General features: G+C 64.7%; 24 protein-coding genes and 1 pseudogene. 23 read left to right on the top strand and 2 right to left on the bottom strand.

What is annotated here, in order from left to right; translation table 11 throughout:
* Positions 1 to 76: 76 nt before the first annotated feature.
* The 12 genes from ACSKB8_RS38425 (at position 77) to mmsB (ending at position 14,126) form a co-directional block, all read left to right on the top strand.
* Positions 77 to 1,249 (top strand): fumarylacetoacetate hydrolase family protein, encoded by a 1,173-nt coding sequence (locus ACSKB8_RS38425; protein ID WP_438109636.1) that lies wholly within the window; start codon positions 77 to 79, stop codon positions 1,247 to 1,249.
* Positions 1,250 to 1,790: 541 nt separating this feature from the next.
* Complete coding sequence (ytfQ, locus tag ACSKB8_RS38420) at positions 1,791 to 2,756, top strand: galactofuranose ABC transporter, galactofuranose-binding protein YtfQ (RefSeq protein WP_091892341.1); 966 nt, start codon at positions 1,791 to 1,793, stop codon at positions 2,754 to 2,756.
* Positions 2,757 to 2,879: 123 nt separating this feature from the next.
* Positions 2,880 to 4,424, top strand: a complete 1,545-nt coding sequence (locus ACSKB8_RS38415; RefSeq protein WP_438109635.1) for a sugar ABC transporter ATP-binding protein — start codon at positions 2,880 to 2,882, stop codon at positions 4,422 to 4,424.
* A complete protein-coding gene (locus ACSKB8_RS38410; protein WP_438109634.1) occupies positions 4,421 to 5,413 on the top strand; it encodes an ABC transporter permease in 993 nt (330 codons plus the stop codon). The genes ACSKB8_RS38415 and ACSKB8_RS38410 overlap by 4 nt, the downstream gene beginning before the upstream one ends.
* Complete coding sequence (gene yjfF / locus ACSKB8_RS38405) at positions 5,410 to 6,390, top strand: galactofuranose ABC transporter, permease protein YjfF (RefSeq protein WP_438109633.1); 981 nt, start codon at positions 5,410 to 5,412, stop codon at positions 6,388 to 6,390. Before ACSKB8_RS38410 ends, yjfF begins: the two co-directional genes overlap by 4 nt.
* Positions 6,387 to 7,163 carry a FadR/GntR family transcriptional regulator gene (locus ACSKB8_RS38400; RefSeq protein WP_438109632.1) on the top strand — a complete coding sequence of 259 codons (777 nt, stop codon included), beginning with the start codon at positions 6,387 to 6,389 and terminating at the stop codon, positions 7,161 to 7,163. Before yjfF ends, ACSKB8_RS38400 begins: the two co-directional genes overlap by 4 nt.
* Positions 7,160 to 8,086 (top strand): Gfo/Idh/MocA family protein, encoded by a 927-nt coding sequence (locus tag ACSKB8_RS38395; protein ID WP_438109631.1) that lies wholly within the window; start codon positions 7,160 to 7,162, stop codon positions 8,084 to 8,086. The genes ACSKB8_RS38400 and ACSKB8_RS38395 overlap by 4 nt, the downstream gene beginning before the upstream one ends.
* 2 nt (positions 8,087 to 8,088) lie before the next feature.
* Complete coding sequence (locus ACSKB8_RS38390; protein ID WP_438109630.1) at positions 8,089 to 9,165, top strand: aldose epimerase family protein; 1,077 nt, start codon at positions 8,089 to 8,091, stop codon at positions 9,163 to 9,165.
* Positions 9,165 to 10,043 carry an SMP-30/gluconolactonase/LRE family protein gene (locus tag ACSKB8_RS38385; RefSeq protein WP_438110841.1) on the top strand — a complete coding sequence of 293 codons (879 nt, stop codon included), beginning with the start codon at positions 9,165 to 9,167 and terminating at the stop codon, positions 10,041 to 10,043. Before ACSKB8_RS38390 ends, ACSKB8_RS38385 begins: the two co-directional genes overlap by 1 nt.
* 71 nt (positions 10,044 to 10,114) lie before the next feature.
* Positions 10,115 to 11,185, top strand: a complete 1,071-nt coding sequence (gene chvE / locus ACSKB8_RS38380) for a multiple monosaccharide ABC transporter substrate-binding protein (RefSeq protein ID WP_091892357.1) — start codon at positions 10,115 to 10,117, stop codon at positions 11,183 to 11,185.
* A gap of 176 nt (positions 11,186 to 11,361) precedes the next feature.
* Entirely contained in the window at positions 11,362 to 12,939 is a 1,578-nt protein-coding gene (mmsA, locus tag ACSKB8_RS38375) for a multiple monosaccharide ABC transporter ATP-binding protein (RefSeq protein WP_438109629.1), read from the top strand.
* The gene (gene mmsB / locus ACSKB8_RS38370; RefSeq protein ID WP_091892361.1) at positions 12,936 to 14,126 is read left to right on the top strand and encodes a multiple monosaccharide ABC transporter permease; all 1,191 of its coding nucleotides are present in this window, start codon (positions 12,936 to 12,938) and stop codon (positions 14,124 to 14,126) included. The genes mmsA and mmsB overlap by 4 nt, the downstream gene beginning before the upstream one ends.
* A gap of 158 nt (positions 14,127 to 14,284) precedes the next feature.
* On the opposite strand, the gene ACSKB8_RS38365 is transcribed toward mmsB, so the two are convergent.
* On the bottom strand, positions 14,285 to 14,710 hold the full coding sequence (locus ACSKB8_RS38365) for a cupin domain-containing protein (RefSeq protein WP_091892363.1): 426 nt from the start codon (positions 14,708 to 14,710) through the stop codon (positions 14,285 to 14,287).
* A gap of 144 nt (positions 14,711 to 14,854) precedes the next feature.
* The gene (locus ACSKB8_RS38360) at positions 14,855 to 15,010 is read right to left on the bottom strand and encodes a hypothetical protein (RefSeq protein ID WP_091892367.1); all 156 of its coding nucleotides are present in this window, start codon (positions 15,008 to 15,010) and stop codon (positions 14,855 to 14,857) included.
* 171 nt (positions 15,011 to 15,181) lie between these two features.
* Here ACSKB8_RS38360 and ACSKB8_RS38355 point away from each other — a divergent pair, with 171 nt between their 5' ends.
* From ACSKB8_RS38355 to ACSKB8_RS38305, 11 genes and pseudogenes are all read left to right on the top strand, one after another.
* On the top strand, positions 15,182 to 15,760 hold the full coding sequence (locus tag ACSKB8_RS38355; protein ID WP_438109628.1) for a cytochrome c oxidase subunit 3 family protein: 579 nt from the start codon (positions 15,182 to 15,184) through the stop codon (positions 15,758 to 15,760).
* Positions 15,760 to 16,020 (top strand): cytochrome C oxidase subunit IV family protein, encoded by a 261-nt coding sequence (locus ACSKB8_RS38350; protein ID WP_438110839.1) that lies wholly within the window; start codon positions 15,760 to 15,762, stop codon positions 16,018 to 16,020. Before ACSKB8_RS38355 ends, ACSKB8_RS38350 begins: the two co-directional genes overlap by 1 nt.
* Before the next feature lie 115 nt (positions 16,021 to 16,135).
* Positions 16,136 to 16,588, top strand: a complete 453-nt coding sequence (locus ACSKB8_RS38345) for a c-type cytochrome (RefSeq protein WP_091892374.1) — start codon at positions 16,136 to 16,138, stop codon at positions 16,586 to 16,588.
* 41 nt (positions 16,589 to 16,629) lie between these two features.
* Positions 16,630 to 17,976, top strand: coding sequence for a cbb3-type cytochrome c oxidase subunit I (locus tag ACSKB8_RS38340; protein WP_128947426.1), 1,347 nt, complete (start codon positions 16,630 to 16,632; stop codon positions 17,974 to 17,976).
* Positions 17,977 to 18,038: 62 nt separating this feature from the next.
* A complete protein-coding gene (locus tag ACSKB8_RS38335; RefSeq protein WP_438109627.1) occupies positions 18,039 to 18,848 on the top strand; it encodes a CbbQ/NirQ/NorQ/GpvN family protein in 810 nt (269 codons plus the stop codon).
* Positions 18,849 to 18,858: 10 nt separating this feature from the next.
* A complete protein-coding gene (locus ACSKB8_RS38330; protein WP_438109626.1) occupies positions 18,859 to 20,775 on the top strand; it encodes a nitric oxide reductase activation protein NorD in 1,917 nt (638 codons plus the stop codon).
* 76 nt (positions 20,776 to 20,851) lie between these two features.
* A complete protein-coding gene (locus ACSKB8_RS38325; protein ID WP_438109625.1) occupies positions 20,852 to 21,517 on the top strand; it encodes an HAD family hydrolase in 666 nt (221 codons plus the stop codon).
* A gap of 7 nt (positions 21,518 to 21,524) precedes the next feature.
* Positions 21,525 to 22,475 carry a sugar-binding transcriptional regulator gene (locus tag ACSKB8_RS38320; RefSeq protein ID WP_438109624.1) on the top strand — a complete coding sequence of 317 codons (951 nt, stop codon included), beginning with the start codon at positions 21,525 to 21,527 and terminating at the stop codon, positions 22,473 to 22,475.
* Positions 22,476 to 22,792: 317 nt separating this feature from the next.
* A complete protein-coding gene (locus ACSKB8_RS38315) occupies positions 22,793 to 24,106 on the top strand; it encodes an ABC transporter substrate-binding protein (RefSeq protein ID WP_091892386.1) in 1,314 nt (437 codons plus the stop codon).
* Positions 24,107 to 24,194: 88 nt separating this feature from the next.
* Positions 24,195 to 24,847 (top strand): annotated as a pseudogene (locus ACSKB8_RS38310) (carbohydrate ABC transporter permease).
* Position 24,848: 1 nt separating this feature from the next.
* Positions 24,849 to 25,679, top strand: coding sequence for a carbohydrate ABC transporter permease (locus ACSKB8_RS38305; RefSeq protein ID WP_128934841.1), 831 nt, complete (start codon positions 24,849 to 24,851; stop codon positions 25,677 to 25,679).
* Positions 25,680 to 25,681: the final 2 nt, after the last annotated feature.

Here is a 25,681-nt window from a genome sequence, read left to right as displayed (position 1 = left end):
GACGTTTATTGGTCTTCGCCAAGGGGACCGGCCGCCGAATGACGCGACCGATCCGAAAAACAGCGAGGACGCGGCCATGACGACATTGACGGTTAAAGACCTTCTCCCCGAGGACGGCACGCGGGGAACGCTAGCCGGCCGCGTCTGGCTGCCGCAGGTGAATGGGCCCGCCGTCGTCGCCGTGCGGGGTGACGGCGTCTTCGACGTCACGGCGAAATTCCCCACCATCAGCGCGCTCTGCGAAGAGGACGATCCAGCCAAGGCGCTTAGCTCGACCAAGGGCGAGCGCATCGGCGATCTCGAGGCCATCGTCGCCAACACGGCACCCGATGGGCGCGATCGTCAGAAGCCGTGGCTGCTTGCACCCGTCGATCTCCAGACGCTGAAGGCCGCCGGCGTCACCTTCGCGATCTCGATGCTGGAGCGCGTGATCGAGGAGCGCGCCAAGGGCAACCCTGCCTCGGCTGAAGCGATCCGCAAAGAAGTGACGCGGCTGATCGGCGACGATCTGTCGAAGCTCAAGCCCGGTTCGGACCAGGCGATGCATCTAAAGCAGGTGCTGATCGACCAGAACGCCTGGAGCCAATATCTCGAGGTCGGCATCGGTCCCGATGCCGAGGTCTTCACCAAGGCGCCGACATTGTCGTCGGTCGGCACGGGCATGGATGCCGGCCTGCATCCGAAATCGACCTGGAACAATCCCGAGCCAGAACTCGTGCTGTTCGTCTCGAGCCGCGGCAAGATCGTCGGCGGCGCGCTCGGCAACGACGTGAATCTGCGCGACTTCGAGGGCCGCTCGGCGCTGCTGCTGTCGAAGGCCAAGGACAACAACGCGTCGTCCTCCATCGGGCCGCTGCTGCGCCTGTTCGACGATACGTTCTCGCTGGATGATGCGCGCAGGCTCGACATCAGCCTCAACGTGAAGGGCGCAGACGGTTTCGTTCTCAACGGCCATTCCTCGATCAGCAAGATCAGCCGCGACCCGACCGACCTCGTTGCGCAGACCATCGGCAAGGTGCATCAATATCCCGATGGTTTCGTGCTGTTCCTCGGCACGATGTTCGCGCCCGTCGAGGACCGCGATGCGCCGGGGCAGGGGTTCACCCACAAGCGCGACGACATCGTCACGATCGCCGCGCCCCAGCTCGGCAAGCTCGTCAACCGCATGCGCACCAGCGACGAGTGCGAGCCGTGGACCTTCGGCATCGGCGCACTGATGAAGAATCTCGCGCAGCGGAAGCTGACCTAGCTCTTCGCCTCTCCCCGCTTGCGGGAGAGGCCGGAATTTGCGAAAGCAAATTCCGGGTGAGGGGGACTCTCCACGAGTTGATTAGGTCGACATACGCAGAGCTCTATCCACGTCATTGCGAGCGCAGCGAAGCAATCCAGAGTCCTTGCACGGATAGATTCTGGATTGCTTCGCTGCGCTCGCAATGACGGGGAGAGGTTGTGAGTCCGTCTCTCATTAGTTTTCGCAGAGACACCCCTCACCCCAACCCTCTCAGCGCGAGCGAAGCTCATCGCGGCCCCGCAAGCGGGGCAAGGGAGCGCACTGCCGCTGCCCACAATTTCTCCTTCATCTCCGCGTTGTATCCCCGGAACAAAATCACGCTGTGCGTGTCATCTATGCGGCCAGCCGGTTCCGCCGCGCTTTCCACCAAATAGTCAAATAATATGACTATACGGAACCATTCTTCCGTGAAATAGTGCCTTCCGCCGCCTCGAAGGCCGGCCTGCGGGTGCCATGCTACCATCGGCGCCCCGGATAAACATCTTGGGAGACACGCCTGATGACCTTCAAAGCCCTCTTTGCGGCCAGCGCCACGGCCGCGTTGCTGCTCGCCCTGCCGGCGAATGCCGCCGAGCTCACCATCGGCTTCTCGCAGATCGGATCGGAATCCGGCTGGCGCGCGGCCGAGACCTCGGTCTCCAAGCAGGAAGCCACCAAGCGAAAGGTCAATCTCAAGATCGCCGACGCGCAGCAGAAGCAGGAGAACCAGATCAAGGCGATCCGCTCCTTCATCGCGCAGAATGTCGATGCGATCTTCCTTGCGCCAGTCGTCTCGACCGGCTGGGATTCGGTGCTGAAGGAAGCCAAGGAGGCCAAGATCCCGGTCGTACTGCTCGACCGCGACATCGATCCCTCCGGCAAGGAGCTCTATCTCACCGCTGTCACCTCCGACAGCGTGCACGAAGGCGAGGTCGCCGGCGACTGGCTGGCCAAGACCGTCGGGGCTAAGGCCTGCAACATCGTCGAATTGCAGGGCACGGTCGGCGCCAGCGTGGCGGCCAACCGCAAGAAGGGTTTCGACACCGCCATCGCCAAGCATGCGAACCTGAAGGTGGTGCGCAGCCAGACCGGCGACTTCACCCGCGCCAAGGGCAAGGAGGTGATGGAGAGCTTCATCAAGGCCGAAGGCGGCGGCAAGTCGATCTGCGCGGTCTACGCCCACAACGACGACATGATGGTCGGCGCGATCCAGGCGATGAAGGAAGCCGGCCTCAAGCCAGGCAAGGAGATCCTCACCGTCTCCATCGATGCAGTCCCCGATATCTTCAAGGCGATGGCCGCCGGCGAAGCCAATGCGACCGTCGAGCTGACGCCGAACATGGCCGGTCCGGCGCTCGATGCGATTGCGGCATTCAAGGGCAAGGGTACGGTTCCGCCGAAGTGGATCCAGACCGAGTCCAAGCTCTATACCGCTGCCGACGATCCGCAGAAGATCTACGACAGCAAGAAGGGCCTCGGTTACTGAGGCGGGCGCTGCGCCGGACCGCCATGTTTCGGTGGTCCGGTGATACCCCCTTCGAAATCGCTGTGCGAACGAATAGGCTGGGTGACCGCATCATCAGCGGGCACTGGCGGGAGTGACGTTGTCATGGAGAACAGCCCCGATCCTGCTCCGGCCCTTCTGGAGGTGCGCGGGATCAGCAAAAGCTTCGGTGCTGTGCGTGCGTTGCAGGAGGTCGACTTCACGCTTCGCGCCGGCGAGATCCATGCGCTGCTCGGCGAGAACGGCGCCGGCAAGTCCACGCTGATCAAGGCGGTCACCGGCGTGTTCCCGCGCGATGCCGGAATCGTCAGGATCAGTGGCGAGGCAATCGCGCCGCGCTCGGCCAAGGCCGCGCTTCAGACCGGCATTGCCACCGTCTACCAGGAAGTCAATCTGCTGCCGAACCTCTCGGTGGCACAGAACCTGTTTCTCGACCGCCAGCCGATGCGTTTCGGCATCGTCCGCGAAGGCGAGATGCGTTGCCGCGCCAAGGCCTTGCTCGCGGACTTCGGCCTCGACATCGATGTCGCCGCGCCGCTCGGCAGCTATTCTGTCGCCGTGCAGCACGTCACCGCGATCGCGCGGGCCGTCGATCTCTCCGCACGGGTGCTGATCCTGGACGAGCCGACCGCGAGCCTAGACCGTCACGAAGTCGAGATCCTCTTCGGCATCATGCGCCAGCTCGCAAAGCGTGGCATCGGCATCGTCTTCGTCAGTCACTTCCTGGACCAGGTCTACGAGATCTCCGACCGCATCACGGTCTTGCGCAACGGCCGCCTGGTCGGGGAGCGCGAGACGGCTTCGCTGCCGCGGCTGGAATTGATCCGGATGATGCTTGGCCGCGAGCTGGCCGAGACCACCAGCGCGCGGGCTTCTGCCACCGAACACAAGGCGCGCGAGATCTGCGCGAGCTTCGAGGGTTACGGCAAGGCCGGCTATGTCGCGCCGTTCAATCTCGAGCTGCGCCATGGCGAGGTCGTCGGTCTGGCCGGCCTGCTCGGCTCGGGCCGGACCGAGACGGCGCGGCTGGTGTTCGGCGCCGAACGCGCCGATCGCGGGCAGGCGAGGGTGGAAGGCGCCCCCGTGCGGCTCCAATCGCCGCGCGACGGCGTCCGCCACGGCTTTGGCTATTGTCCCGAGGAGCGCAAGACCGACGGCATCGTCGCCGAGCTCAGCGTGCGTGAGAACATCGTGCTCGCGCTCCAGGCCAAGCGCGGGCTGCATCGGCCGCTGTCGCGCCGCGAGCAGGACGAGATCGCGCGCCGCTACGTCAAGATGCTCGACATCCGGCCGGCAGATCCCGAACGTCCGGTCGGCCTGTTGTCCGGCGGCAACCAGCAGAAAGTGCTGCTGGCGCGCTGGCTCGCGACATCGCCGCGCCTGCTGGTGTTGGACGAGCCGACCCGCGGCATCGATGTCGGCGCGCATGCCGAGATCATCCGTCTGATCCGCGAGCTCTGCGACGACGGCCTCGCACTGCTCGTGATCTCCTCCGAGCTGGATGAGATCGTGACCTATTCCGATCGCGTCGTCGTGTTGCGCGACCGCGCCCATGTCGAGGAACTCGCGGGCGAGGCGATCGATGTCGGCAACATCCTCGCGGCCATCGCCGCCGACGGCGCCAGCGTTGCGCATGAGGGCCGGGCATGACAGCGCTGTTGCCGCGCCGCGGCCTTGCCCAGATCCTTGCGCTGGTCGTCATCCTGGCGGTCGATCGCGTGGTGTCGCCGCAATTCTTCGACCTGCGTCTCCAGGACGGCCGGCTGTTTGGCAGCCTGATCGACGTGCTCAACCGTGGCACGCCGGTGGCGCTGCTCTCGCTCGGCATGGTGCTGGTAATCGCGACGCGCGGCATCGACCTGTCGGTCGGCGCCGTCATGGCGATCTCGGGCGCGATCGCGGCGAGCCTCGCCGACAGCCACGGTCTGCCGATCGTGCTGGGGGCTGCGCTCGGTGCCGGGCTCGTCTGTGGGCTCTGGAACGGCTTCCTCGTCGCCGTGCTCGGCATGCAGCCGATCGTGGCGACGCTGATCCTGATGGTGGCGGGACGCGGCATTGCCCAGCTGATCACCGAGGGGCGCATCGTGACCTTCTCTTCGCCGGATCTGGTCTGGCTCGGCAATGGCGCTGTGCTCGGCCTGCCGGTGCCGGTCGCGATCGCCTTGGGCATGCTGATCCTCACCGGCGCGGTGGTGCGCGGCTCGGCGCTGGGGCTGCTCATCGAGGCGACCGGCGGCAATGCGCGGGCAAGCGAGCTCGCCGGCGTCAGCACGCGCGCCATGATCCTGTCGGTCTATGTCTGGTGCGGCGTCTGCGCCGCGCTCGCCGGTGTGATCGCAGCCGCCGACATCATGGGCGCGGATGCCAACAATGCCGGCCTCTGGCTCGAGCTCGACGCCATCCTTGCGGTGGTGATCGGCGGCACCTCGCTGTTCGGCGGCCGCTTCAGCCTGTTACTCGCCGTGCTCGGCGCGCTGATCATCCAGACCATGAACACCGGGATCCTCTTGTCCGGCTATCCGCCGGAGTTCAATTTGCTGGTCAAGGCGGTGGTGGTGCTCGCGGTGCTGTTGCTGCAATCGCCGAAATTCGCCGGCATTGCCGGAATCGCCGCGCGGCTGCGGAGGTCCAAAGCATGAAAGGCCTGCCGCCCGTCCTCATCACGGCCATCGTGCTGGTCGCCGGCTTTGCGCTCTGCGCGATGCAATTCCCCAACATTGCCTCGACCCGCGTGGTCGGCAATCTCCTCACCGACAACGCTTTCCTCGGCATCGTCGCGATCGGCATGACCTTCGTCATCATCTCCGGCGGCATCGATCTCTCGGTCGGCTCGGTGATCGGTTTCACCACTGTGTTCGTGGCGCTGGCCATCGAGCGCTGGGGCGTGCCGCCGCTGGTCGCTTTCGCCGCCATCCTGGTGCTCTCGGCTGGGTTCGGGGCTACAATGGGCGCCGTGATCCATGTCTTCGACCTGCCGCCCTTCATCGTCACGCTGGCCGGCATGTTCTTGGCACGCGGTGCGAGCTTCCTGCTCTCGACGGAATCGGTGCCGATCACCGCGCCGGTCTACTCCACCGTGTCGGACTTCGCGCTGCGGATGCCCGGCGGCGGACGGCTGACGGCGATCGCGATCATCATGCTGGTGATCGTGATCGGCGGCGCCCTGCTGCTGCATATCACCCGGTTCGGCGCCAATGTCTATGCGCTCGGCGGCAGCCGGGCGACCGCGAGCCTGATGGGCGTTGCAGTCGGCAAGATGACGGTGAAGATCTACATGCTGTCGAGCCTGCTGGCGGGCACCGCCGGCATTGTCTTCTCCTTCTACACCAGCGCGGGCTATTCGCTCTCCGCGGTCGGCGTCGAGCTCGACACCATCGCGGCCGTCGTGATCGGCGGCACGCTGCTCACCGGCGGACAGGGATCGGTGATCGGCACCTTCCTCGGCGTGCTGATCCAGGGCTTGATCCAGACCTACATCAATTTCGATGGCACGCTGTCGAGCTGGTGGACTAAGATCGCGACCGGCGTGCTGCTGTTCGCCTTCATCGCCTTGCAGCAGGGACTGGTCGCGCTTGCACGACGACCGGTGAGGAAGAGTGCAGGAGCAATCTCATGACCTCGCGCATCGTCGTCATCCCGACGCGGCGGGCCCACTCCAACCATGCGGAGGTGGCCCGCTCGATCGGCGTCGACATCATCGCCGGCCGCTATGCGGAGGGGACGCGGCTGCCCGGTGATGCCGAGATGATCGCGATGTTCGGCGTATCGCGGCCGGTGCTGCGCGAAAGCGTCAAGACCCTGGTCGCCAAGGGCCTGCTCACCACCAAGGCGCGGGTCGGTACCGTCGTACGCGAGCGCGGCGCCTGGAACATGTTCGACGCCAACGTGCTGGCCTGGCATCTGGACGCCGGCATCGACAAGCGTTTCCTCAACGACCTCGCTGAGATCCGTCTGGCCGTCGAGCCGCGCGCCGCCGCTCTCGCAGCTATGCACCGGTCCGACGAGGACGTCGCTGAGCTCCGTCGCTGCATGGATCGCATGCGGCTTGAAGCGTCCGACTCCGTCGGCTTTGCCGATGCCGACCTCGCGCTCCATGTTGGGGTGGCGCGTGCCTCCGGCAATCTGTTCATGCGCTCGATTGGGCATGTCATCGAGGCTGCGCTCCGCGCCTCGTTCCTGCTGAGCGCTCCGGTCGAGTCGGAGGACCGCGACACCGTGCTGCTCTGGCATCAGAAGATCGTCGATGCCATTGCGGCGGGCGATGTCGACGCCGCGTCGGAGGCGATGGTCTACGTCATTCACAACGGCATGCGCCGCCACGAGGATGCGGTGATCGAAACCGCGCCGGCCGAGCCGTTGTCATCTGCGAAATCCGGAGAGAGATCGTGACTGAACTTCGCATCGCCATCGTCGGCTTCGGCAAGATCGCGCGCGACCAGCACCTTAGTGCGATCGCGGCGACACCGGGTGCGACGCTCGCGGCTGTCGCCAGTCGCAACGCTTCGCTGCCGGGGCTGCCGCATTTCGCCACTATCGAGGAGTTGCTTGAGAAGGGGCCGCCGATCGACGCGGTGTCGCTCTGCACGCCGCCGCAGGTGCGCCGTGCCCAGGCGGCCGCGGCGCTCGCCGCCGGCAAGCATGTCATGCTGGAGAAGCCGCCCGGCACCGGCGTTGCCGAGCTCGATCCGCTGATCGCGATGGCGGCGGATGCGAAGCGGACGCTGTTTGCGACCTGGCATTCGCGCTACGCACCGGCGGTCGAGCCGGCGCGGCAATGGCTCGCCGAACGCCGCATCACCTCCGTGCACATCAGCTGGAAGGAAGACGTCCGCGTCTGGCATCCCGGGCAAGGCTGGATCTGGGAACCGGGCGGGCTTGGCGTATTCGATCCCGGCATCAACGCGCTGTCGATCCTGACCAAAGTCCTGCCGCAGTCGGTGTTCGTCACGGCGGCCGAGCTGGCCTTTCCCGCCAACTGCCAGGCGCCGATCGCCGCGAAGCTGACGCTGACGGACATCGGCGGCCTGCCTGTCACCGCCGAGTTCGATTTCCGCCAGACCGGACCGCAGAGCTGGGATATCCTCGTGGAAACCGATCAGGGCCAGCTGACTCTGTCCGGTGGCGGCAGGCGCATGGCGATCGACGGCAAGACCGTTGCCGAGGCGCCCGATGAGGAATATCGGGAGCTCTACCGGCGCTTCGTCGATCTCGCTGCGACCTGCGCGAGCGACGTCGATCTGGCGCCATTGCGTCTCGTCGCCGATGCTTTCCTGCTCGGCAAGCGGACGATCGTCGAAGCATTTGTGGACTGACAATGGCTGGCTCGAAAATGATACGAGACGTTTTCGGAACGCTGCCGGACGGCCGCGCGGTCGAACGCATCGTACTGCGCGGAGCGGGCGGCTTCGAAGCGCGGATCATCACCCATGGTGCGGTGATCCAGGCGCTGATCGCGCCGGACGCGAAGGGCGGCTACGACGATGTCGCGCTCGGCCACGATGCGTTCGCGGGCTATCTCGCCGAGCGAAAGTTCTTCGGCGCCACCGTCGGCCGTTATGCCAACCGCATCGCCAAGGGACAGTTTTCGCTCGACGGCGAGACGGTGCAGCTTCCCGTCAACAACGGTCCGAATGCGCTGCACGGCGGCCTCGATGGCTTCGATCGCAAACTCTGGGACATTGCGGAGATCGACGAGGGCGCCGAGCCCGCCGTGATGCTCACCTATGTCAGCCCGCATGGCGAAGAAAACTATCCCGGCCGGCTCGATGTGCGTCTGACCTATCGCATCACGGGACCGACTGAGCTGTCGCTCACCATGGAAGCCCGCACGGACCGGCCGACGATCGTCAACCTCACCAACCATAGCTTCTTCAATCTGGAAGGTGCGACGTCGGGTACCACCATCCTTGATCATAGACTGACGGTCGCCGCCGAGCATTTTCTCGCGATCGATCCCACCGCCATTCCGCTGCCGGAGCCGCCGCGCAGCGTTTCCGGTACGCCGTTCGACTTCCGCGAAGCATGGGCGGTCGGTGCGCGCATCCGCGAGAGCGATCAGCAATTGCAGAGCGGCAGGGGCTACGATCACACCTACTGCCTCGCGCGTGATGGCAAGCTTGCTTTCGCGGCCCGGCTGGAGGCGCCGCGCTCGGGGCGCATCATGGAGCTGTTCACCGATCAACCCGGACTTCAGGTCTATTCCGGCAATTATCTCGATGGCACGATCTCCGGGAAGGGCGGCAAGCTCATCCGGCAGTCGGATGCGATGTGCCTGGAACCCCACATCTGGCCCGACGCGCCGAACCGGCCGGATTTCCCGAGCCCGCGGCTTTCACCCGGCGAGGTCTATCGCCATCACACGGTCTATCGCTTTTCGGTGAGGACGCCATGATGGAAGAAGTACCGACGTCTGTGCTCTCGGACCACCCTTGCCATCTCGGCGAGGGACCGACCTATGACGCGACCACCGACACCGCCTGGTGGTTCGACATCCGCGAAGGGCTGCTGTTCGAGGCGCAGCTCGGCGGCGGTGAGGTGCGCATCCACGCGCTCGGCCGGATGGCGAGCGCGCTCGGACGCATCGATGCCGAGCGTCAGTTGATCGTCGCGGAAGATGGCCTTTACATCCGCAAGCTTGCCGACGGCGCGATGACGCTGCTCTGCCCGCTCGAAGCCGACAATCCCGCCACGCGTTCCAACGACGCGCGCGTGCATCAGTCCGGCACGTTCTGGATCGGCACCATGGGACGCAACGCGGAAACAGGGGCGGGCGCCATCTACGCGTTTCATCGCGGCAAGATCTCGCTGCTGTTCCCCCGCATCAGTATTCCCAACTCGATCTGCTTCTCGCCGGACGGCGCGATCGGCTATTTCGCCGATAGTGTGCGCGCCGTGCTCTACACGGTGCTGCTCAATCCGGCGACTGGCCTGCCGCGCGGCGAGCCGGAGGTGCTGCTTCGCCACACCGGCATCGGCGGTTTCGACGGCTCGGTGTGCGACGCCGACGGGCAGATCTGGAACGCCTGCTGGGGCACGGGCCGCATCGATGTCTACTCCCCGCAGGGCGAGCGCCTGCGCTCATTGAGCGTTCCTGCGAAGCAGGCGAGCTGCCCGGCTTTCGTTGGCCCCGATCTGTCGCGTCTCCTCGTCACCTCCGCCTGGCAGGACATGGACGCGGCTGCGCGCGCCGCCGATCCGCAAGCAGGCCAGACCTTTCTGTTGGATGCATCCGCGCGCGGTCGTGCGGAGCCCGATGTCAAGCTCGCATAGGAGATCCGAAGCAGCCCACCCACGTTCTCGACGACACGAAGAAACAGTCTGACACCCAAAGGGAGTGAAATATGCTGAAATTGAAGACGACGTTCCTCGCACTGGCGCTGGCCGGCGCTGCCACGATGGCCACAGGCGTCACCGCCTCCGCGCAGAAGGCGACAGTCGGCATCGCCATGCCGACCAAATCCTCGGCGCGCTGGATCGACGACGGCAACAACATGGTCAAGGTGCTGAAGGAGCGCGGCTACAACACCGATCTGCAATATGCCGAGGACGACATTCCGAACCAGCTCTCGCAGGTCGAGAACATGGTGACCAAGGGCGCGAAGGCGCTGGTGATCGCCGCGATCGACGGCACCACGCTGTCCGACGTACTCAAGCAGGCCAAGGCCAAGGGCATCACCGTGATCGCCTATGACCGCCTGATCCGCGGCACGCCGAACGTCGACTACTACGCGACGTTCGACAATTTCCAGGTCGGCGTGCTCCAGGCGCAGTCGATCGAGCAGGGGCTCGGCCTCAAGGAAGGCAAGGGACCCTTCAACATCGAGCTGTTCGGCGGCTCGCCCGACGACAACAACGCCTACTTCTTCTACAACGGCGCGATGAGCGTGCTGAAGCCGTACATCGACAGCGGCAAGCTCGTCGTCGTCTCCGGCCAGATGGGCATGGACAAGGTGGCAACGCTGCGCTGGGATGGCGCCACCGCGCAGGCCCGCATGGACAACCTGCTCAGCGCCTATTACGGCAACAAGAAGATCAATGCCGTGCTGTCGCCCTATGACGGCATCTCGATCGGCATCATCTCCTCGCTGAAGGGTGTCGGCTACGGCAGCGCCGATCAGCCGATGCCGATCATCTCCGGCCAGGACGCCGAGGTGCCCTCGATCAAGGCGATGCTGCGCGGCGACCAGTACTCGACCATCTTCAAGGACACCCGCGACCTCGCCAAGGTCACGGCCGACATGGTCGACGCGGCGCTCGCCGGCAAGCAGGTCACCGTCAACGACACCAAGACCTACGAGAACGGCGTCAAGACCGTGCCGTCCTATCTGCTCAAGCCGGTGGTGGTCTACAAGGACAATTGGGAGAAGGTGCTGGTCGACAGCGGCTACTACAAGAAGTCGCAGTTCCAGTAAGGACTCTCTCTTTCCCCTCTCCCCGCGTGCGGGGAGAGGGTTAGGGGGCTCTCCACGGGGGCGGTGAGAGTTGCCCTCGCGGAGACTTCCCCTCACCCGGAATTCAAGCTGCACTCGAATTCCGGCCTCTCCCCGCACGCGGGGAGAGGCGAAGTAACGCAAGGGACACCAAAGCCATGACCGCCATGCTGGAGATGCGCAACGTCAGCAAGAGCTTTGCCGGTGTGCAGGCGCTGCGCGATGTCAATTTCTCGGTTCACGCCGGGCAGATCCACGCGCTCGTCGGCGAGAACGGCGCCGGCAAGTCGACGCTGATGAAAGTGCTGAGCGGGGTCTATCCGCACGGCAGCTACGAGGGCACCATCGTCTTCGAAGGCGAGGAGCGGCGCTTCCGCGACATCAACGATTCCGAGGCACTCGGCATCATCATCATCCATCAGGAGCTGGCGCTGATCCCGCTGATGTCGATCGCCGAGAACATCTTCCTGTCGCATCCGCCGTCGAAGTTGGGGGTGATCGATCGCGACGAGGTCTACCGGCGCACGCGGGACCTGCTCGCGCAGGTCGGCTTGAGAGAATCGCCGGATACGCTGATCACCGATCTCGGCGTCGGCAAGCAGCAGCTGGTCGAGATCGCGAAGGCGCTCTCCAAGCGGGTGCGGATGCTGATCCTGGACGAGCCGACCGCGAGCCTCAATGAGGCCGACAGCGCCGCGCTGCTCGAACGCCTCATGGCGTTCCGCGAGCAGGGCATCGGCTCGATCCTGATCTCGCACAAGCTGAACGAGGTCGCAAAGGTCGCCGACCACATCACCGTGCTGCGCGACGGCCGCACGGTCGACAGCATCGATTGCCATGCCGAGCCGATCCAGGAGGACCGCATCATCCGCAGCATGGTCAACCGCGATCTTGCTCACCGCTTCCCGGAGCGCAGCGCGAAGATCGGCGAACCCGTGCTCACCGTCGAGAACTGGTCGGTCTATCACCCCATTCATCCCGAACGGCAGGTGATCAAGAACGTCAATTTCAGTGTCAAGCGCGGCGAGGTCGTGGGCATCGCCGGCCTGATGGGGGCCGGCCGCACTGAATTCGCCATGAGTCTGTTCGGCCGCTCCTGGGGCACCACGATCAGCGGCAGCCTCCGGCTCGAGGGCAGGGAGATGATGCTGCCGAGCGTCGCGGCCGCGATCGACGCCGGCCTTGCCTATGTCACCGAGGATCGCAAGCAGCTCGGCCTCATTCTCGCCGACGACGTCCGCAAGAACATCACGCTGGCGAGCCTCGACCAGGTCGCGCCCGGCCGTGTGATCGACGACATTGCCGAGCTGAAGGTCGCCAGCGACTACCGCAATCGGATGCGGATCCGCTGCTCCGACGTCTACCAGGAGACCGGCCAGCTCTCCGGCGGCAACCAGCAGAAAGTGGTGCTGTCGAAATGGCTGATGACAGATCCGAAGGTGCTGATCCTGGACGAGCCGACGCGGGGCATCGACGTCGGTGCCAAGTACGAGATTTACTGTATCATCAACGAGCTGGCGGAAGCCGGCCGTGGCGTCGTGGTGATCTCCTCGGAAATGCCCGAACTGCTCGGCATCTGCGACCGCATCTGTGTGATGAATGACGGCGCCTTTGTCGGGGAGTTCAGGGGATCCGAGGCGACGCAGGAAAAGATCATGCGCGCCATCATGCGCAACGAAAGAAAAATTGGGAACGCCGCGCCCGCGGCCGTCGAGATGGGAGGAACGCAGCCATGACCGACAAGACGGTGTCGCTGCCCGAGGAGCGCCGGCACGGCAGCTTCATCAAGAACAATTTGCGCAATTACGGCATGTTGATGTCGTTGGTCGCGATCATGCTGTTCTTCCAGGTCGTCACTGGCGGCACGCTGCTGCAGCCGCTCAACCTGACCAATCTGGTGCTGCAGAACAGCTACATCGTCGTCATGGCGCTGGGCATGCTGCTGGTGATCGTCACCGGTCATATCGATCTTTCGGTCGGTTCGGTCGCGGGCTTCATCGGCGCGGTGGCCGCCGTGCTCATGGTGACCTACAAGATCGACTTCACACTCGCGTTCATCGCCTGCCTCTTGGTCGGCGCCGCCATCGGCGCCGCGCAAGGCTATTGGGTGGCCTATTTCAAGATCCCGTCCTTCATCGTGACGCTGGCCGGCATGCTGGTGTTCAAGGGCCTCGCACTCGCGGTGTTGCAGGGCCAGTCGCTCGGGCCGTTCCCGGCGACCTTCCAGAAATTGTCGTCCGGGTTCATTCCTGAACTGCTGCCCGAGGCCGGCACGCTGCATCCGACCTCCATGCTGATCGGTGCCGTGCTCGCGCTCGGCCTGGTCTATGCCAGCGCCAAGGGCCGCTCGCGCGAGCAATTGCACGGCATCGAGGTCGAGCCTTATGCGTTCTTCCTGGGCAAGAGCGTTCTCTTGGCCTGCGCCGTGCTCTATTTCACCTATCTGATCGCCTCGCATCGCGGCCTGCCGAACGTGCTGGTCATCATGACGGCGCTGATCGCGCTCTACGGCTTCGTCACCCGGCGCACCGTGATCGGCCGGCAGATCTATGCCGTCGGCGGCAACGCCAAGGCGGCAAGCCTATCGGGCATCAAGACCGAGCGGCTGACCTTCCTTACCTTCGTCAACATGGGCGTGCTCGCCGCGCTCGCCGGCCTCGTCTTCGCCGCGCGCCTCAACACCGCGACCCCGAAGGCCGGTCTCGGCTTCGAGCTCGACGTCATCGCCGCCTGCTTCATCGGCGGCGCTTCGGCCTATGGCGGGGTGGGGCGCGTCGGCGGTGCCGTGGTCGGCGCCATGATCATGGGCGTGATGAACAACGGCATGTCGATCCTCGGCATCGGTATCGACTACCAGCAGGTCATCAAGGGCCTGGTGCTGCTCGGTGCGGTCTGCATCGACGTGTATAATCAGCGGCGATAGTTTCGCTGATTTTCGTAAGGTGGGCAGAAGCGCTCTTGCGAGGTGCCCACCCTTTTCAACGACTACGACGAAGGCGCTGAGCGCGCCTTCGCCATCGCCCTTTGAGCTATAGCGAACGCTTTGGCCACCTGACTCGACCGCTCGCGCTGCACTCATCCTCAGGATTGCATCACCGGAACCAGCCCGTAGCGCAGCATCGTTTCCTTCATTTTGGCCGGATCAGGCTTGCCGGCCAATAGCAGGGCCGCCATCTCCTTGAAGTATTGTGGGCCGAGTACACCGGGGCTGAGGATGCACAGGCAGGTCGCCGGTCGGGGCGAACGGTTGATGAAACCGTGCACCACGCCGCGCTTAATGAAGAGGCTTTCGCCCGGCGCCACGTCGATGTCCTTTGCGTCGATCCGCCAGGTCGAGATGCCGCTTAGTCCGTAGATCGTTTCGTCCCAGCCATCGTGATAATGGGGAATCGGCATGCGCGCGTTCGGCTGTAGCGTCATCTCGAACAGATCGAGGCCGCCGGCGGTGTCATCCTTGCTCTGTAGGAACGTCAGCTGCAGCGCGCCAAGGTTGATGATCTCAGGCATGGCGAACTCATCCAGTCGTGTGGAGCGCAATATTAGCGCACGACGCAAGGAAGCCAAGACGGAGGAATCGAAACTGCCCGGGACCCACCTGCAGCAGGCGCCCTTGCTGTGCAGTGCCGCAACGGCGCGCTGAGGCGCCTGCCACTACTGCGTCGTGAACAGCACCGCCGCGATCGCGACGGAGAGGCTTACCGCTGACACGGTCGCCACGGTCGACAGCACGCCCATTCGCCGGAGCGCGATGGCAAACGCGATGATAATGGGGGTCGCGGTCATCAGGCCGATTTGTGCATCGCTCATCTGGTCGTTTGCCGTCTTGTGGAACCGCCGGGTTGATCCACCCTATGGCGGAAGGGCCGCCAGGATGTTGCGGTAGCGCAAACACCCTATGGCCTGCCGCTTCTTTGTCCGGCGTCAAAGTCGGAACAGCGCCGTCGAGGTAGTGGCTGGACGTTTTGGTTTGGAAATCAGATGTCGGCGACGGACTGCGAGCAACAAGAAACTGGCTGGGGAATCCTCGAAGATCTCCCCGGCGATCCCATGATCTGGGTGCTGATCTTCAGCGAGCTTGCCGCCTTCGGCCTGTTCCTCGGCGCCTTCATCGTCGCCCGTGCAATTCATCCCGCGATCTTCGCGGCCGGTCAGGCCACCCTCGATGCGCATCTCGCCGGGATCAACACCGTCGTTCTGGTGACCAGCGGATGGGCCGCAGCGCGCGGGACGGCTGCCGCCCGTGCGGGCCGCAGGCCGGCCGCGCGCGGCTGGCTCTTCGGCGCCATGGCGCTTGGCGCTCTCTTCATCGCGATCAAGCTGTTCGAATATGCCGGCGAGATCGGTCAGGGCAACGGTCTGGAGACCAGCCCGTTCTTCACCCTCTACTTTCTCCTCACCGGCTTTCATCTCCTGCATGTCGGCCTTGGCATCGTGATCCTGGCCGTAGTTTCCCGGAGTGCCGAAGCCTCGGGGGTCGAGACGGGAACCGCCTTCTGGCACATGGTCGATCTGCTGTGGATCGTCATGTTCCCGATCATCTATCTGGTGCGGCAGTGATTCCGGATCGTCTCGACATCACCTGGATCGCGCTGATCGGTCTCGCGCTCGCGACCATTCTGGTCCCATCATTTGTGGCGCATCCGCTGCTCGGAAATGCCCTGCTGCTGGCGTTCGCGGCCGTCAAGGGCCGCCGTATCGTGCTCGATTTCCTCGATCTTCGGGCCGCGCCGGCGCTCTGGCGCGGCCTCGTGAGCGCCTGGGTCCTCGTCGTGGTGCTGTTCGCCTGGCTCGCATCCGCTGTCGTCACCCTGATCTGACGCGGCGCCTCGCGGATCGTCGCGCTCCTTGCGCTTCGTCAAAGAGTGATCCGTGCCGTTCGGCAATAAATCACCGCATCGCTTCTTCGCAGGAATCAAACGGAAAGGATTGGCAATGGCTGAACGCCTGACCAAGTCGGCCGCTCGAAACGTCTTCTACGGCGGCTCGGCCTTTTTCTTCGCCATCTTCATAGGGCTGACGGCGCACAGCCATTACTACATGGCCACGACCTCGACCGATGCGACGACACTGACGTCGTCGGTCGCCCGCGGCAAGCATGTCTGGGAGAAGAACTCCTGCATCAACTGCCACACCCTGCTCGGCGAGGGCGCCTATTTCGCTCCCGAAGTCGGCAACGTCTGGGATCGCTGGGGCGGCAACGAGGACCCGGCGGGTGCGCGCGAGACGCTGAAGGCCTGGATGCAGGCGCAGCCTTCGGGCGCGCCGGGCCGGCGCCAGATGCCGCAGTTCAACCTCACGGACCAGGAGCTCAACGATCTCGCCGACTTCCTGCAATGGACCTCTACGATCAAGCGCCAGGAATGGCCGCCGAACAAGGCCGGCTGAGCGTATCGCCTCGTGAATCCCTGAAACACAGAGAGCCTGAGATGAAATATCAGACCCAGAAAGTCGCGATGCTGTATTTCTACGGCGCGCTGACTCTGTTCCTCGCGCAGGTCCTGTTCGGCCTCCTCGCGGGGACGATCTACGTCCTGCCCAACACGCTGTCGACCCTCCTGCCGTTCAACATCGTCAGGATGATCCACACCAACGCGCTGATCGTGTGGTCGTTGATCGGCTTCATGGGCGCGACCTACTTCCTGCTTCCGGAAGAGACCGAGACCGAGCTCTACAGCCCGCTGCTGGCAAAAATCCAGTTCTGGATGTTTTTTGGCGCGGCAGGTGTGGCCGTGGTCGGCTATCTCTTCCACTACCACGAGGGCCGCGAGTTCCTCGAGCAGCCCTTCATCATCAAGGTCGGCATCGTCGTCGTCTGTCTGATGTTCCTGTTCAACGTGACGATGACGGCGCTCAAGGGCCGCAAGACCACGGTCACGAACATCCTCTTGTTCGGCCTGTGGGGCGTTGCGATCTTCTTCCTGTTCGCCTTCTACAATCCAATCAATCTGGCGGTCGACAAGATGTACTGGTGGTACGTCGTGCATCTCTGGGTCGAAGGCGTCTGGGAGCTCATCATGGCCTCCGTGCTGGCCTATCTGATGATCAAGCTCAACGGCATCGACCGCGAGGTGGTCGAGAAGTGGCTCTACGTCATCATTGGGCTGGCGCTGTTCTCCGGCATCCTCGGCACCGGCCACCACTTCTACTGGATCGGCGCGCCCGGCTATTGGCAGTGGATTGGCTCGCTGTTCTCCACGCTGGAGGTCGCCCCCTTCTTCACCATGGTGATCTTCACGGTGCAGATGACCTGGAAGGCCGGTCGCAAGCATCCGAACCGCGCAGCTCTGCTGTGGTCGGTCGGCTGCTCGGTGATGGCGTTCCTCGGAGCCGGCGTCTGGGGCTTCCTGCACACGCTGTCCTCGGTGAACTACTACACCCACGGCACCCAGGTCACCGCCGCACACGGCCATCTCGCCTTCTTCGGCGCCTATGTGATGCTGAACCTTTCGGTGATGGCCTACGCCATCCCGCAGATCAGGGGACGTGCGCCCTACAACCAGTGGCTCTCCATGGCGAGCTTCTGGATCATGTGCACCGCTATGATGGTGATGACCTTCGCGCTGACTTTTGCCGGCGTGGTCCAGGTCCATCTCCAGCGCGTGCTCGGCCAGGGCTACATGGACGTGCAGGACCAGCTCGCGATGTTCTACTGGGTCCGGCTCGGCTCCGGCGTATTCGTGGCGATCTCCGCGCTGATGTTCGTGTGGGCCGTGCTGGTGCCGGGCCGCGCCAGGCAACCGGTCATCCCCGGCGCGCTGCAGCCTGCCGAGTAAATGCAAATGGCGGCCGCGGTTCGCCGCGGCCGCCTGCTTCCTGGAAAGTCCGGAGAGACATCATGAAACCCGCTCTTCACACCGTGACCTCGGCGCCCGCGCTGCCGGCCTATGTCGCAAGCGCCAACGAATGCGCGCTGTTCGAGCACGCCTGGCGGCATCAGCTTCCGGTGCTGCTGAAGGGACCGACCGGCTGCGGCAAGACGCGCTTCGTCGCGCACATGGCGGCGCGGCTCGGATTGCCGCTGCACACCGTCGCCTGCCATGACGATCTCACCGCCGCAGATCTCACCGGTCGGTATCTGTTGAGGGGCGGCGACACCGTGTGGACTGACGGTCCGCTGACCCGCGCGGTGCGCGAGGGCGGCATCTGCTATCTCGACGAGGTCGTGGAAGCGCGCAAGGACGTTACCGTCGTGCTGCATCCGCTCACCGACGACCGCCGTATCCTGCCGCTGGAGCGCACCGGCGAGGAGATCGCGGCGCCCAACAGCTTCATGCTCGTCGTCTCCTACAATCCCGGATACCAGACGCTGCTGAAGGCGTTGAAGCCGTCGACGCGGCAGCGCTTCATTGCCATCGAATTCGGCTTCCTGCCGCCCGAGCAGGAGATTGCCGTCGTGTCCGCCGAAAGCGGACTGTCGCCGGAGCGCGTGCGGCCGCTTGTCGGGCTGGCTGGTCGGCTGCGCGCGCTTAGGGGCCACGACCTGGAGGAGGGCGTCTCGACCCGGCTCGTTGTCTATTGCGCGACGCTGATTGCCGCAGGCACGCCGACTGCTGATGCGGTGCTCGCCGGCATGATCGAGCCGCTCACCGACGATGCCGACGTCAAGGCGGCGCTGCTCGACGTCGCGCGCGCCGTGATCGGGTGAGGCCACCGCCATGCTCGATTTCCTCGAACTGGAGGAGACGGTCGGCCGCGCCTGGCACAGAATGGTTGGCGGCACCGCGAGCTATCCGGTTCACGAGGATCAGGCTGTCACGCTGACGGAGATGAAAAGCCGGCTCGCGGTGATGTTCCGCGCGCTCGGCGGCGAGACCGGCGTGCAGATCGCGAGCGCAGGGGCCCGAAAGTCCGCTCACCGGCTCGGCTGGCGACAGCGCATCGGCCTCGGCGACGAGCGCCTCGAGCAGCCGGGCCGCGACGCTGCGACCATCTTCCTTCCCGACCGCATCGCGATCTTTTCCGATCGTGCGCTGAATGCATCGCTCTATCGCTGGCTTGCGGCATGGTTCGCGGCTGCGCCGGTCGAAGCGATCGCGGAGGCGGATCCGCTCAGGCGCGATCTCTTAATGCTGCGTCGCGCCAGCGAGACGGCGGTCTGGGTGCTCACGCAATTCCCGGGGCTTGTCGCCGATTACGCGCAGCTCACTGTGGCCACCGCCGAGGCCCGGCCTCAGCGCCCTCTGCCGCGCGTCGAGCGGGAGGTGGAACAGATCGTCCTGGCCTTGCTCGGAACCGGAAAGGCGCCCGCAGGCCAGCTGTGGCCAGCGATGATGGGGACGGGCCCGCTCCCGGACAAGGCGCCGCCGGGCTATCATTCGATCCTGCCGTGCCCACTCTGGGGCGATTGCTGGACCCGCGAGCTCTCGCCCGCGCATGCCGGCGAGGACGAGTGCGCGCCGGGCGCGGCACCTGCGCCGTCGGACGATCGCAGACGGTTTGCGGTGCGCGAGCGCGAGGACGGTGCCAATCGTCGCGATCCCTTCGTGCTCAATCGATTCGAAAAGATCCTCGCCATGGCCGAGATGGTCAATGTCGATCGTCCTGCCGATGACAGCGAGGACGAGGATGCGCAGAAGGCGGCCGACGATCTCGAGGAGATCACGCTCAGCCGCCGCAGCGGCAAGCCCGCGAGCCGGCTCAAATTCGATCTCGACCTGCCGCCGGAAGCCCTCGATACGTCGCGCCTGAACGCGGACCTGAGCTATCCCGAATGGGACTATCGCAGCGGCTCCTATCTGCCGGATCATTGCCGTGTGCTTGCGGCTGCGGCGTCCGAACAAGGTGAGAGCTGGACGGCGGATGACATCATGCGCCGCCACATCCGCCAGGTGCGTCGCCGCTTCGAAGTCTTGCGTCCGCGTCACGAATTGATGCGCGCCCAGGCCAACGGCCACGACCTCGATCTCGACGCGCTCGTGCGCGCGCGCTGCGACCTTCGCGCCGGCAGCAGCAGTGGTCTCGATCGCATCCATGTCGCAATGCGCCCGCAGGGGCACGATCTCGCTGTCACGCTGCTCGTCGACGTCTCGCTCTCCACCGACGCCTGGGTCGACGGTCATCGCGTGCTCGATGTCGAAAAGGAGGCGCTGCTTGTGCTTGCGCACGGGCTATCGGCTTGCGGCGACCACCACAGCATCCTGACCTTCACCTCGCGCCGGCGCTCATGGGTGCGGCTCGAGACAGTCAAGGCCTTCGGCGAGCCGATGAGCGGGGCGGTGGAGCGCCGCATCGGCGCGCTCAAGCCCGGCTATTACACGCGGATCGGCGCCGCGGTGCGCCACGCCGCGGCCGAACTCGCGCGCCAGCCGCAGCGCAAGAAGCTGCTGCTCGTCCTTACCGACGGCAAGCCGAACGACGTCGATCACTACGAAGGCCGGCTCGCGGTCGAGGACACCCGGAAATCCGTGCAGGAGGCGCGCCGGCTCGGCATCGCCGCATTCGGCGTGACCGTGGACGCGACCGCGCAATCCTATTTCCCGACCCTGTTCGGCCGCGGCGGCTACGCCATCGTCGGCAACATCAAGCGTTTGCCGGCGGCGCTGCCGGCGATCTACCGGCAGGTGGCGCATTGAGGTACAGGAAGTGCCCCCGAGGGCTTGCTCCGGCTGAGCTATTGCTCATACGATGGGTATATGATCGAATGGCCGGATGGACCTGGACCGGCCAAAACCCGATCTGATCATCTTCGACTGCGACGGCGTGCTCGTCGACAGTGAGCTGTTGAGCTGCCGCTGCCTGTCCGAAGTGCTGGCCGAATTCGGCTTCGCGCTCAGTGAGGGGCAGGCGCTCGAGCTCTTTCTCGGGCGCAGCGCCAAGGCGATCGAGCAGCATTATCGCGATCTCGGGCAAATCGTGCCGGACGGCTTCCTGCCGCGCTTGAAGTCGCGCGTGCTCGAGACATTTGCCGCTTCGCTGGAACCGATCCCCGGGGTGGGGGCGGTGGTGTCGGACTTGACGGTGCCGTTCTGCGTGGCCTCGTCGAGCGATATCGACCGCGTATCGCTCTCGCTCGAGGTCACCGGCCTCAAGCCGCTATTCGACGGCCGCATCTACACGGCGCAGATGGTCAGGCACGGCAAGCCGGCGCCCGACCTTTTCCTCCACGCGGCCGAGAAGATGCGCATACCGCCCGCGCGCACACTCGTGATCGAGGACAGCGTCAGCGGCGTGCAGGCCGGCAAGGCGGCCGGCATGACCGTCTGGGGATTTGTCGGTGGAGGCCATTACAGCAGCCGGGACGGGCACGCTATATTGTCGGGCGCCGGGGCCGATCGGGTCTTCGGGCGCATGAGCGATTTCTGGAAGGGGGCGTAAGGCCCGCATGGCCGCCGAGAACGAGAAATCAAGGCTCGACGACGCCGCGCGCGCGGGCTGGCTCTATTTCATTGCCGGTCATACCCAGGACGAGATCGCAAAGATGCTCCAGGTCTCGCGCGCGTCGGCGCAGCGGCTGGTTTCGCTGTGCCTCGCCGAGCGGCTGATCACCTTTCGACTCGAGCATCCCATCGCCGCCTGCATGGAACTGGCGGCGCGGCTGAAGCAGCGCTTTGATCTCGTTCATTGCGAGGTGGTGCCTGCCGACCCTGCCGCGCCGCAGGCCACCGCGGGCATTGCCGAGCGTTGCGCCAACCTGCTCGATTCCACGCTGCGCTCGGAGACGCCGGTCATCGTCGCGCTCGGTACGGGCCGCGCGGTACGCGCCGCGGTCGAGCGCGTCACGCCGATCGATCGGCCCAACCACCAGATCGTCTCGCTGGTCGGCAACATCTCCGCCGATGGCTCGGCGAGCTTCTACGACACCGTCGGCCGGCTCGCCGACCGCACCGGCGCGCGGCACTATCCGATGCCCTTGCCGTTCCTGATGTCGTCGGAGGACGAGCGCAACAAGATGGTCCGCATCGAGCCGATCGCCAAGGTGAAGGCGGTCGCGGCCAAGGCGGACCTTCGCCTCGTCGGCATCGGCCAGATGGACCAGAAGGCACAGGTGCATGTCGATGGCTTCGTCACGCGCGACGAACTGTTCGAGATGATGCGGTTAGGTGCCATCGGCGAGATCACCGGCTGGGCCTATGATTCCAGGGGCCGCCTGCTCAAATCCGGCACCAACAAGCGCCTCACCAGCATCCCGCCGGAAGTCCCGGCCAACACCACGACGATCGGCGCCGCAGTCGGCGCCGCCGAGGTGCCGGCGATCGCGGCGGCATTGAACGGACGGTTGATCAATGGCCTGATCACGGACGAGGCGACGGCAAGGGCGATCTTGGAGCGGTAGGGCGAGGTCGCTCCTCCCGCGTCAGCGAAGTGGGCGCTCTCTCCGCCCACACCACTGTCATCGTCCGCGCAGGCGGACGATCCAGTACGCCGCGGCCCCGCTTTGGGCAAACCAATGGACGACACGGAGTACTGGATGCCCCGCCTTCGCGGGGCATGACAGCTGTGAGTGAAGCGACACCTCGCACCCCCTCCCGCACCGCAGCACTCATAAGTTGCCTGAATGCTCGCGCGCCTGCTTGACAACCGTCTTCCTTGAGCTGAACATACGCCCAACGCGTGGGCATATGCTCAAAACGCGATTCTAGGGAGGTCACCGTGAAACACGTCCTGGGCGCCGTCTGCGGCGCGTCTTGCCTGCTGTTGGCCATCCCCGCGATGGCCGAAACGACCCTGACCATCGCCACCGTCAACAATGGCGACATGATCCGCATGCAGGGGCTGACGGGTGAGTTCACCAAGAAGAACCCCGATATCACCGTGAAATGGGTGACGCTGGAGGAGAACGTGCTGCGCCAGCGCGTCACCACCGACATCGCCACCAAGGGCGGCCAATTCGACGTGCTGACCATTGGCACCTATGAGGTGCCGATCTGGGCCAAGAAGGGCTGGCTGGTGCCGCTTGCCAATCTCGGCGCCGATTACGACGTCGCCGACCTCTTGCCGAAGATCAAGGATGCGGTCTCCGTCGACGGCAAGCTCTACGCCGCGCCGTTCTATGGCGAGAGCTCGATGGTGATGTACCGCACCGATTTGTTCGAGAAGGCCGGCCTGAAGATGCCGGAGAAACCGACCTGGGATTTCGTCATCGACGCCGCCAAGAAGCTCACCGACAAGAGCGCCGGCGTCTACGGCATTTGCCTGCGCGGCAAGGCCGGCTGGGGCGAGAACATGGCGTTCCTCTCGGCCATGGCCAATTCCTACGGCGCGCGCTGGTTCGACGAGAAGTGGGAGCCGCAGTTCAATACGCCGGAATGGAAGGCGACGCTGACCACCTACGTCAATCTCATGAAGGAAGCCGGTCCTCCCGGCGCGAGCTCCAACGGCTTCAACGAGAATCTGGCGCTGTTCAACGCCGGCAAGTGCGCGATGTGGATCGACGCTACGGTCGCCGCGTCCTTCGTCACCAACCCGAAGGATTCCAAGGTCGCCGACAAGGTCGGCTTCGCGCTCGCACCCAACACCGGGCTCGGCAAGAACGCCAACTGGCTGTGGGCCTGGAATCTCGCGATCCCCGCCGGCTCCAAGAAGACGGAAGCGGCCGAGAAGTTCATCGCCTGGGCCACGAGCAAGGACTACACCAAGCTCGTCGCGTCGAAGGAGGGCTGGGCCAACGTGCCGCCGGGTACGCGGACCTCGCTCTACCAGAACCAGGACTATCTGAAGGTCGCTCCCTTCGCCAAGCTGACGCTGGCCTCGATCGATGCCGCCGATCCGAACAAGCCGACGGTGAAGCCGGTGCCTTACGTCGGCGTACAATACGCCGCGATCCCCGAATTCCAGGGCATCGGCACGCAGGTGGGCCAGCAGTTCTCGGCTGCCCTTGCGGGATCAATGACGGTCGATGCCGCGCTGACCGCGGCGCAATCCTCCACCGAGCGCGAGATGAAACGCGCCGGCTACATCAAGTGAACCCGAGCTCTCCCTCCTGAGCTCAAACTGGCGGCCATCCGCCGTACGGATGGATGGCCGCCTTCTTCCCCGAAAGGAGAAGCCAGGGATGGCAACCCGGCAGACGCAGTTTCTTGCGCGTTCGCTCCTGACGCCGGCCGTCGGGCTGCTGTTCATCTGGATGTCGGGCGCAATTTCGTCCGGCTGATGGTGATTGCGCCGTTCTTCGTGATGCCGACGGTGAGCGCGCTGGTCTGGAAGAACCTGTTGATGCACCCGGTGTCGGGATTGTTCGCCTGGCTCGCTTCGCTCTTCGGCCTGACACCGATCGACTGGTTCAACGATATGCCGCTGTTTGCGGTGATCCTGATCGTGACGTGGCAATGGCTGCCGTTCGCGATGCTGATCCTGCTTACTGCACTGCAATCACTCGATGAGGAGCAGAAGGAGGCCGCCGAGATGGATGGCGCCAGCGCCGTCTCGACCTTCATCTACATCACCCTGCCGCACCTCGCGCGCCCCATCACGGTGGTGATCCTGATCGAGACCATCTTCCTGCTCACCGTGTTCGCCGAGATCTTTGTCACCACTGGCGGCGGGCCGGGCTTGCAGACCACCAACATCGCCTTCCTGATTTATTCGCAGGCGCTGATCCAGTTCGACGTCGGCAGCGCCTCCGCGGGCGGCCTCGTTGCGGTGGTGATCGCCAATGTCGTCGCCTTCTTCCTGGTCCGCATCGTTGGCCGCAACCTGGAGGCCTGACATGGCACGGATGGCGACGACGCGGCGGGTGGCGATATCGACGGCAGCGGCCTGGCTGTTCGGATTTCTGATCTTCTTCCCGATCCTGTGGATGGTGCTGGCGAGCTTCAAGACCGAGCTCGAGGCCTTCGCCGTCCCGCCATCCTTCCTGTTCTTCCATTGGACCACGGAAAACTACGCGACGGTGCAGGAGCGCAGCGACTATTTCCACCACGCGATGAACTCGATCATCATCGCCGGCGGCTCGACGCTGATTGCGCTCCTGATCGCCATTCCCGCGGCCTGGTCGATGGCGTTCTCGCCGACCAAGCGCACCAAGGACATCCTGCTCTGGATGCTCTCGACCAAGATGATGCCGCCGGTCGGTGTGTTGGTGCCGATCTACCTGATCTACAAGTTCTTCGGCCTGCTCGATTCCCGCATCGGCCTCGTCTTCATCCTGTGCCTCGGCAATTTGCCGATCGTGATCTGGATGCTGTTCACCTATTTCAAGGAGATCCCGCGCGATATCCTGGAGGCCGCGCGCATGGACGGCGCAACAATAGGCCGCGAGCTCGTCTACGTGCTGACGCCGATGGCGATCCCGGGGCTCGCCTCGACTTTGCTGCTCAACCTGATCCTGGCCTGGAACGAGGCGTTCTGGACGCTCAACCTGTCGACCTCGAACGCCGCGCCGCTCACCACGTTCATCGCTTCCTATTCGAGCCCGGAAGGGCTGTTCTGGGCAAAGCTGTCGGCGGCCTCGACGCTGGCGATCGCGCCCATTCTCGTCCTCGGTTGGTTCAGCCAGAAGCAGCTCGTGCGCGGGCTCACTTTCGGCGCGGTGAAGTAGAG

The organism is Bradyrhizobium sp. BR 1432 (genome assembly GCF_051547705.1).
GTDB classification, from domain to species: Bacteria; Pseudomonadota; Alphaproteobacteria; order Rhizobiales; family Xanthobacteraceae; genus Bradyrhizobium; species Bradyrhizobium zhanjiangense.
Note: the sequence above shows the minus strand (reverse complement) of the source record. Positions and strands in the feature narration are given on the sequence as shown.

Bases quoted from the DNA above. Each gene is read 5' to 3' on its own strand.
- chvE (WP_091892357.1), top strand. From the start codon at position 10,115: ATGCTGAAATTGAAGACGACGTTCCTCGCACTGGCGCTGGCCGGCGCT.
- ACSKB8_RS38360 (WP_091892367.1), bottom strand. From the start codon at position 15,010: ATGAGCGATGCACAAATCGGCCTGATGACCGCGACCCCCATTATCATC.
- yjfF (WP_438109633.1), top strand. From the start codon at position 5,410: ATGAAAGGCCTGCCGCCCGTCCTCATCACGGCCATCGTGCTGGTCGCC.
- ACSKB8_RS38320 (WP_438109624.1), top strand. From the start codon at position 21,525: ATGGCCGCCGAGAACGAGAAATCAAGGCTCGACGACGCCGCGCGCGCG.
- mmsB (WP_091892361.1), top strand. From the start codon at position 12,936: ATGACCGACAAGACGGTGTCGCTGCCCGAGGAGCGCCGGCACGGCAGC.
- ACSKB8_RS38340 (WP_128947426.1), top strand. From the start codon at position 16,630: ATGAAATATCAGACCCAGAAAGTCGCGATGCTGTATTTCTACGGCGCG.
- ACSKB8_RS38385 (WP_438110841.1), top strand. From the start codon at position 9,165: ATGGAAGAAGTACCGACGTCTGTGCTCTCGGACCACCCTTGCCATCTC.
- ACSKB8_RS38410 (WP_438109634.1), top strand. From the start codon at position 4,421: ATGACAGCGCTGTTGCCGCGCCGCGGCCTTGCCCAGATCCTTGCGCTG.
- ytfQ (WP_091892341.1), top strand. From the start codon at position 1,791: ATGACCTTCAAAGCCCTCTTTGCGGCCAGCGCCACGGCCGCGTTGCTG.
- ACSKB8_RS38415 (WP_438109635.1), top strand. From the start codon at position 2,880: ATGGAGAACAGCCCCGATCCTGCTCCGGCCCTTCTGGAGGTGCGCGGG.
- mmsA (WP_438109629.1), top strand. From the start codon at position 11,362: ATGACCGCCATGCTGGAGATGCGCAACGTCAGCAAGAGCTTTGCCGGT.
- ACSKB8_RS38400 (WP_438109632.1), top strand. From the start codon at position 6,387: ATGACCTCGCGCATCGTCGTCATCCCGACGCGGCGGGCCCACTCCAAC.
- ACSKB8_RS38325 (WP_438109625.1), top strand. From the start codon at position 20,852: ATGGACCTGGACCGGCCAAAACCCGATCTGATCATCTTCGACTGCGAC.
- ACSKB8_RS38335 (WP_438109627.1), top strand. From the start codon at position 18,039: ATGAAACCCGCTCTTCACACCGTGACCTCGGCGCCCGCGCTGCCGGCC.
- ACSKB8_RS38390 (WP_438109630.1), top strand. From the start codon at position 8,089: ATGGCTGGCTCGAAAATGATACGAGACGTTTTCGGAACGCTGCCGGAC.
- ACSKB8_RS38305 (WP_128934841.1), top strand. From the start codon at position 24,849: ATGGCACGGATGGCGACGACGCGGCGGGTGGCGATATCGACGGCAGCG.
- ACSKB8_RS38425 (WP_438109636.1), top strand. From the start codon at position 77: ATGACGACATTGACGGTTAAAGACCTTCTCCCCGAGGACGGCACGCGG.
- ACSKB8_RS38355 (WP_438109628.1), top strand. From the start codon at position 15,182: ATGTCGGCGACGGACTGCGAGCAACAAGAAACTGGCTGGGGAATCCTC.
- ACSKB8_RS38365 (WP_091892363.1), bottom strand. From the start codon at position 14,710: ATGCCTGAGATCATCAACCTTGGCGCGCTGCAGCTGACGTTCCTACAG.
- ACSKB8_RS38330 (WP_438109626.1), top strand. From the start codon at position 18,859: ATGCTCGATTTCCTCGAACTGGAGGAGACGGTCGGCCGCGCCTGGCAC.
- ACSKB8_RS38345 (WP_091892374.1), top strand. From the start codon at position 16,136: ATGGCTGAACGCCTGACCAAGTCGGCCGCTCGAAACGTCTTCTACGGC.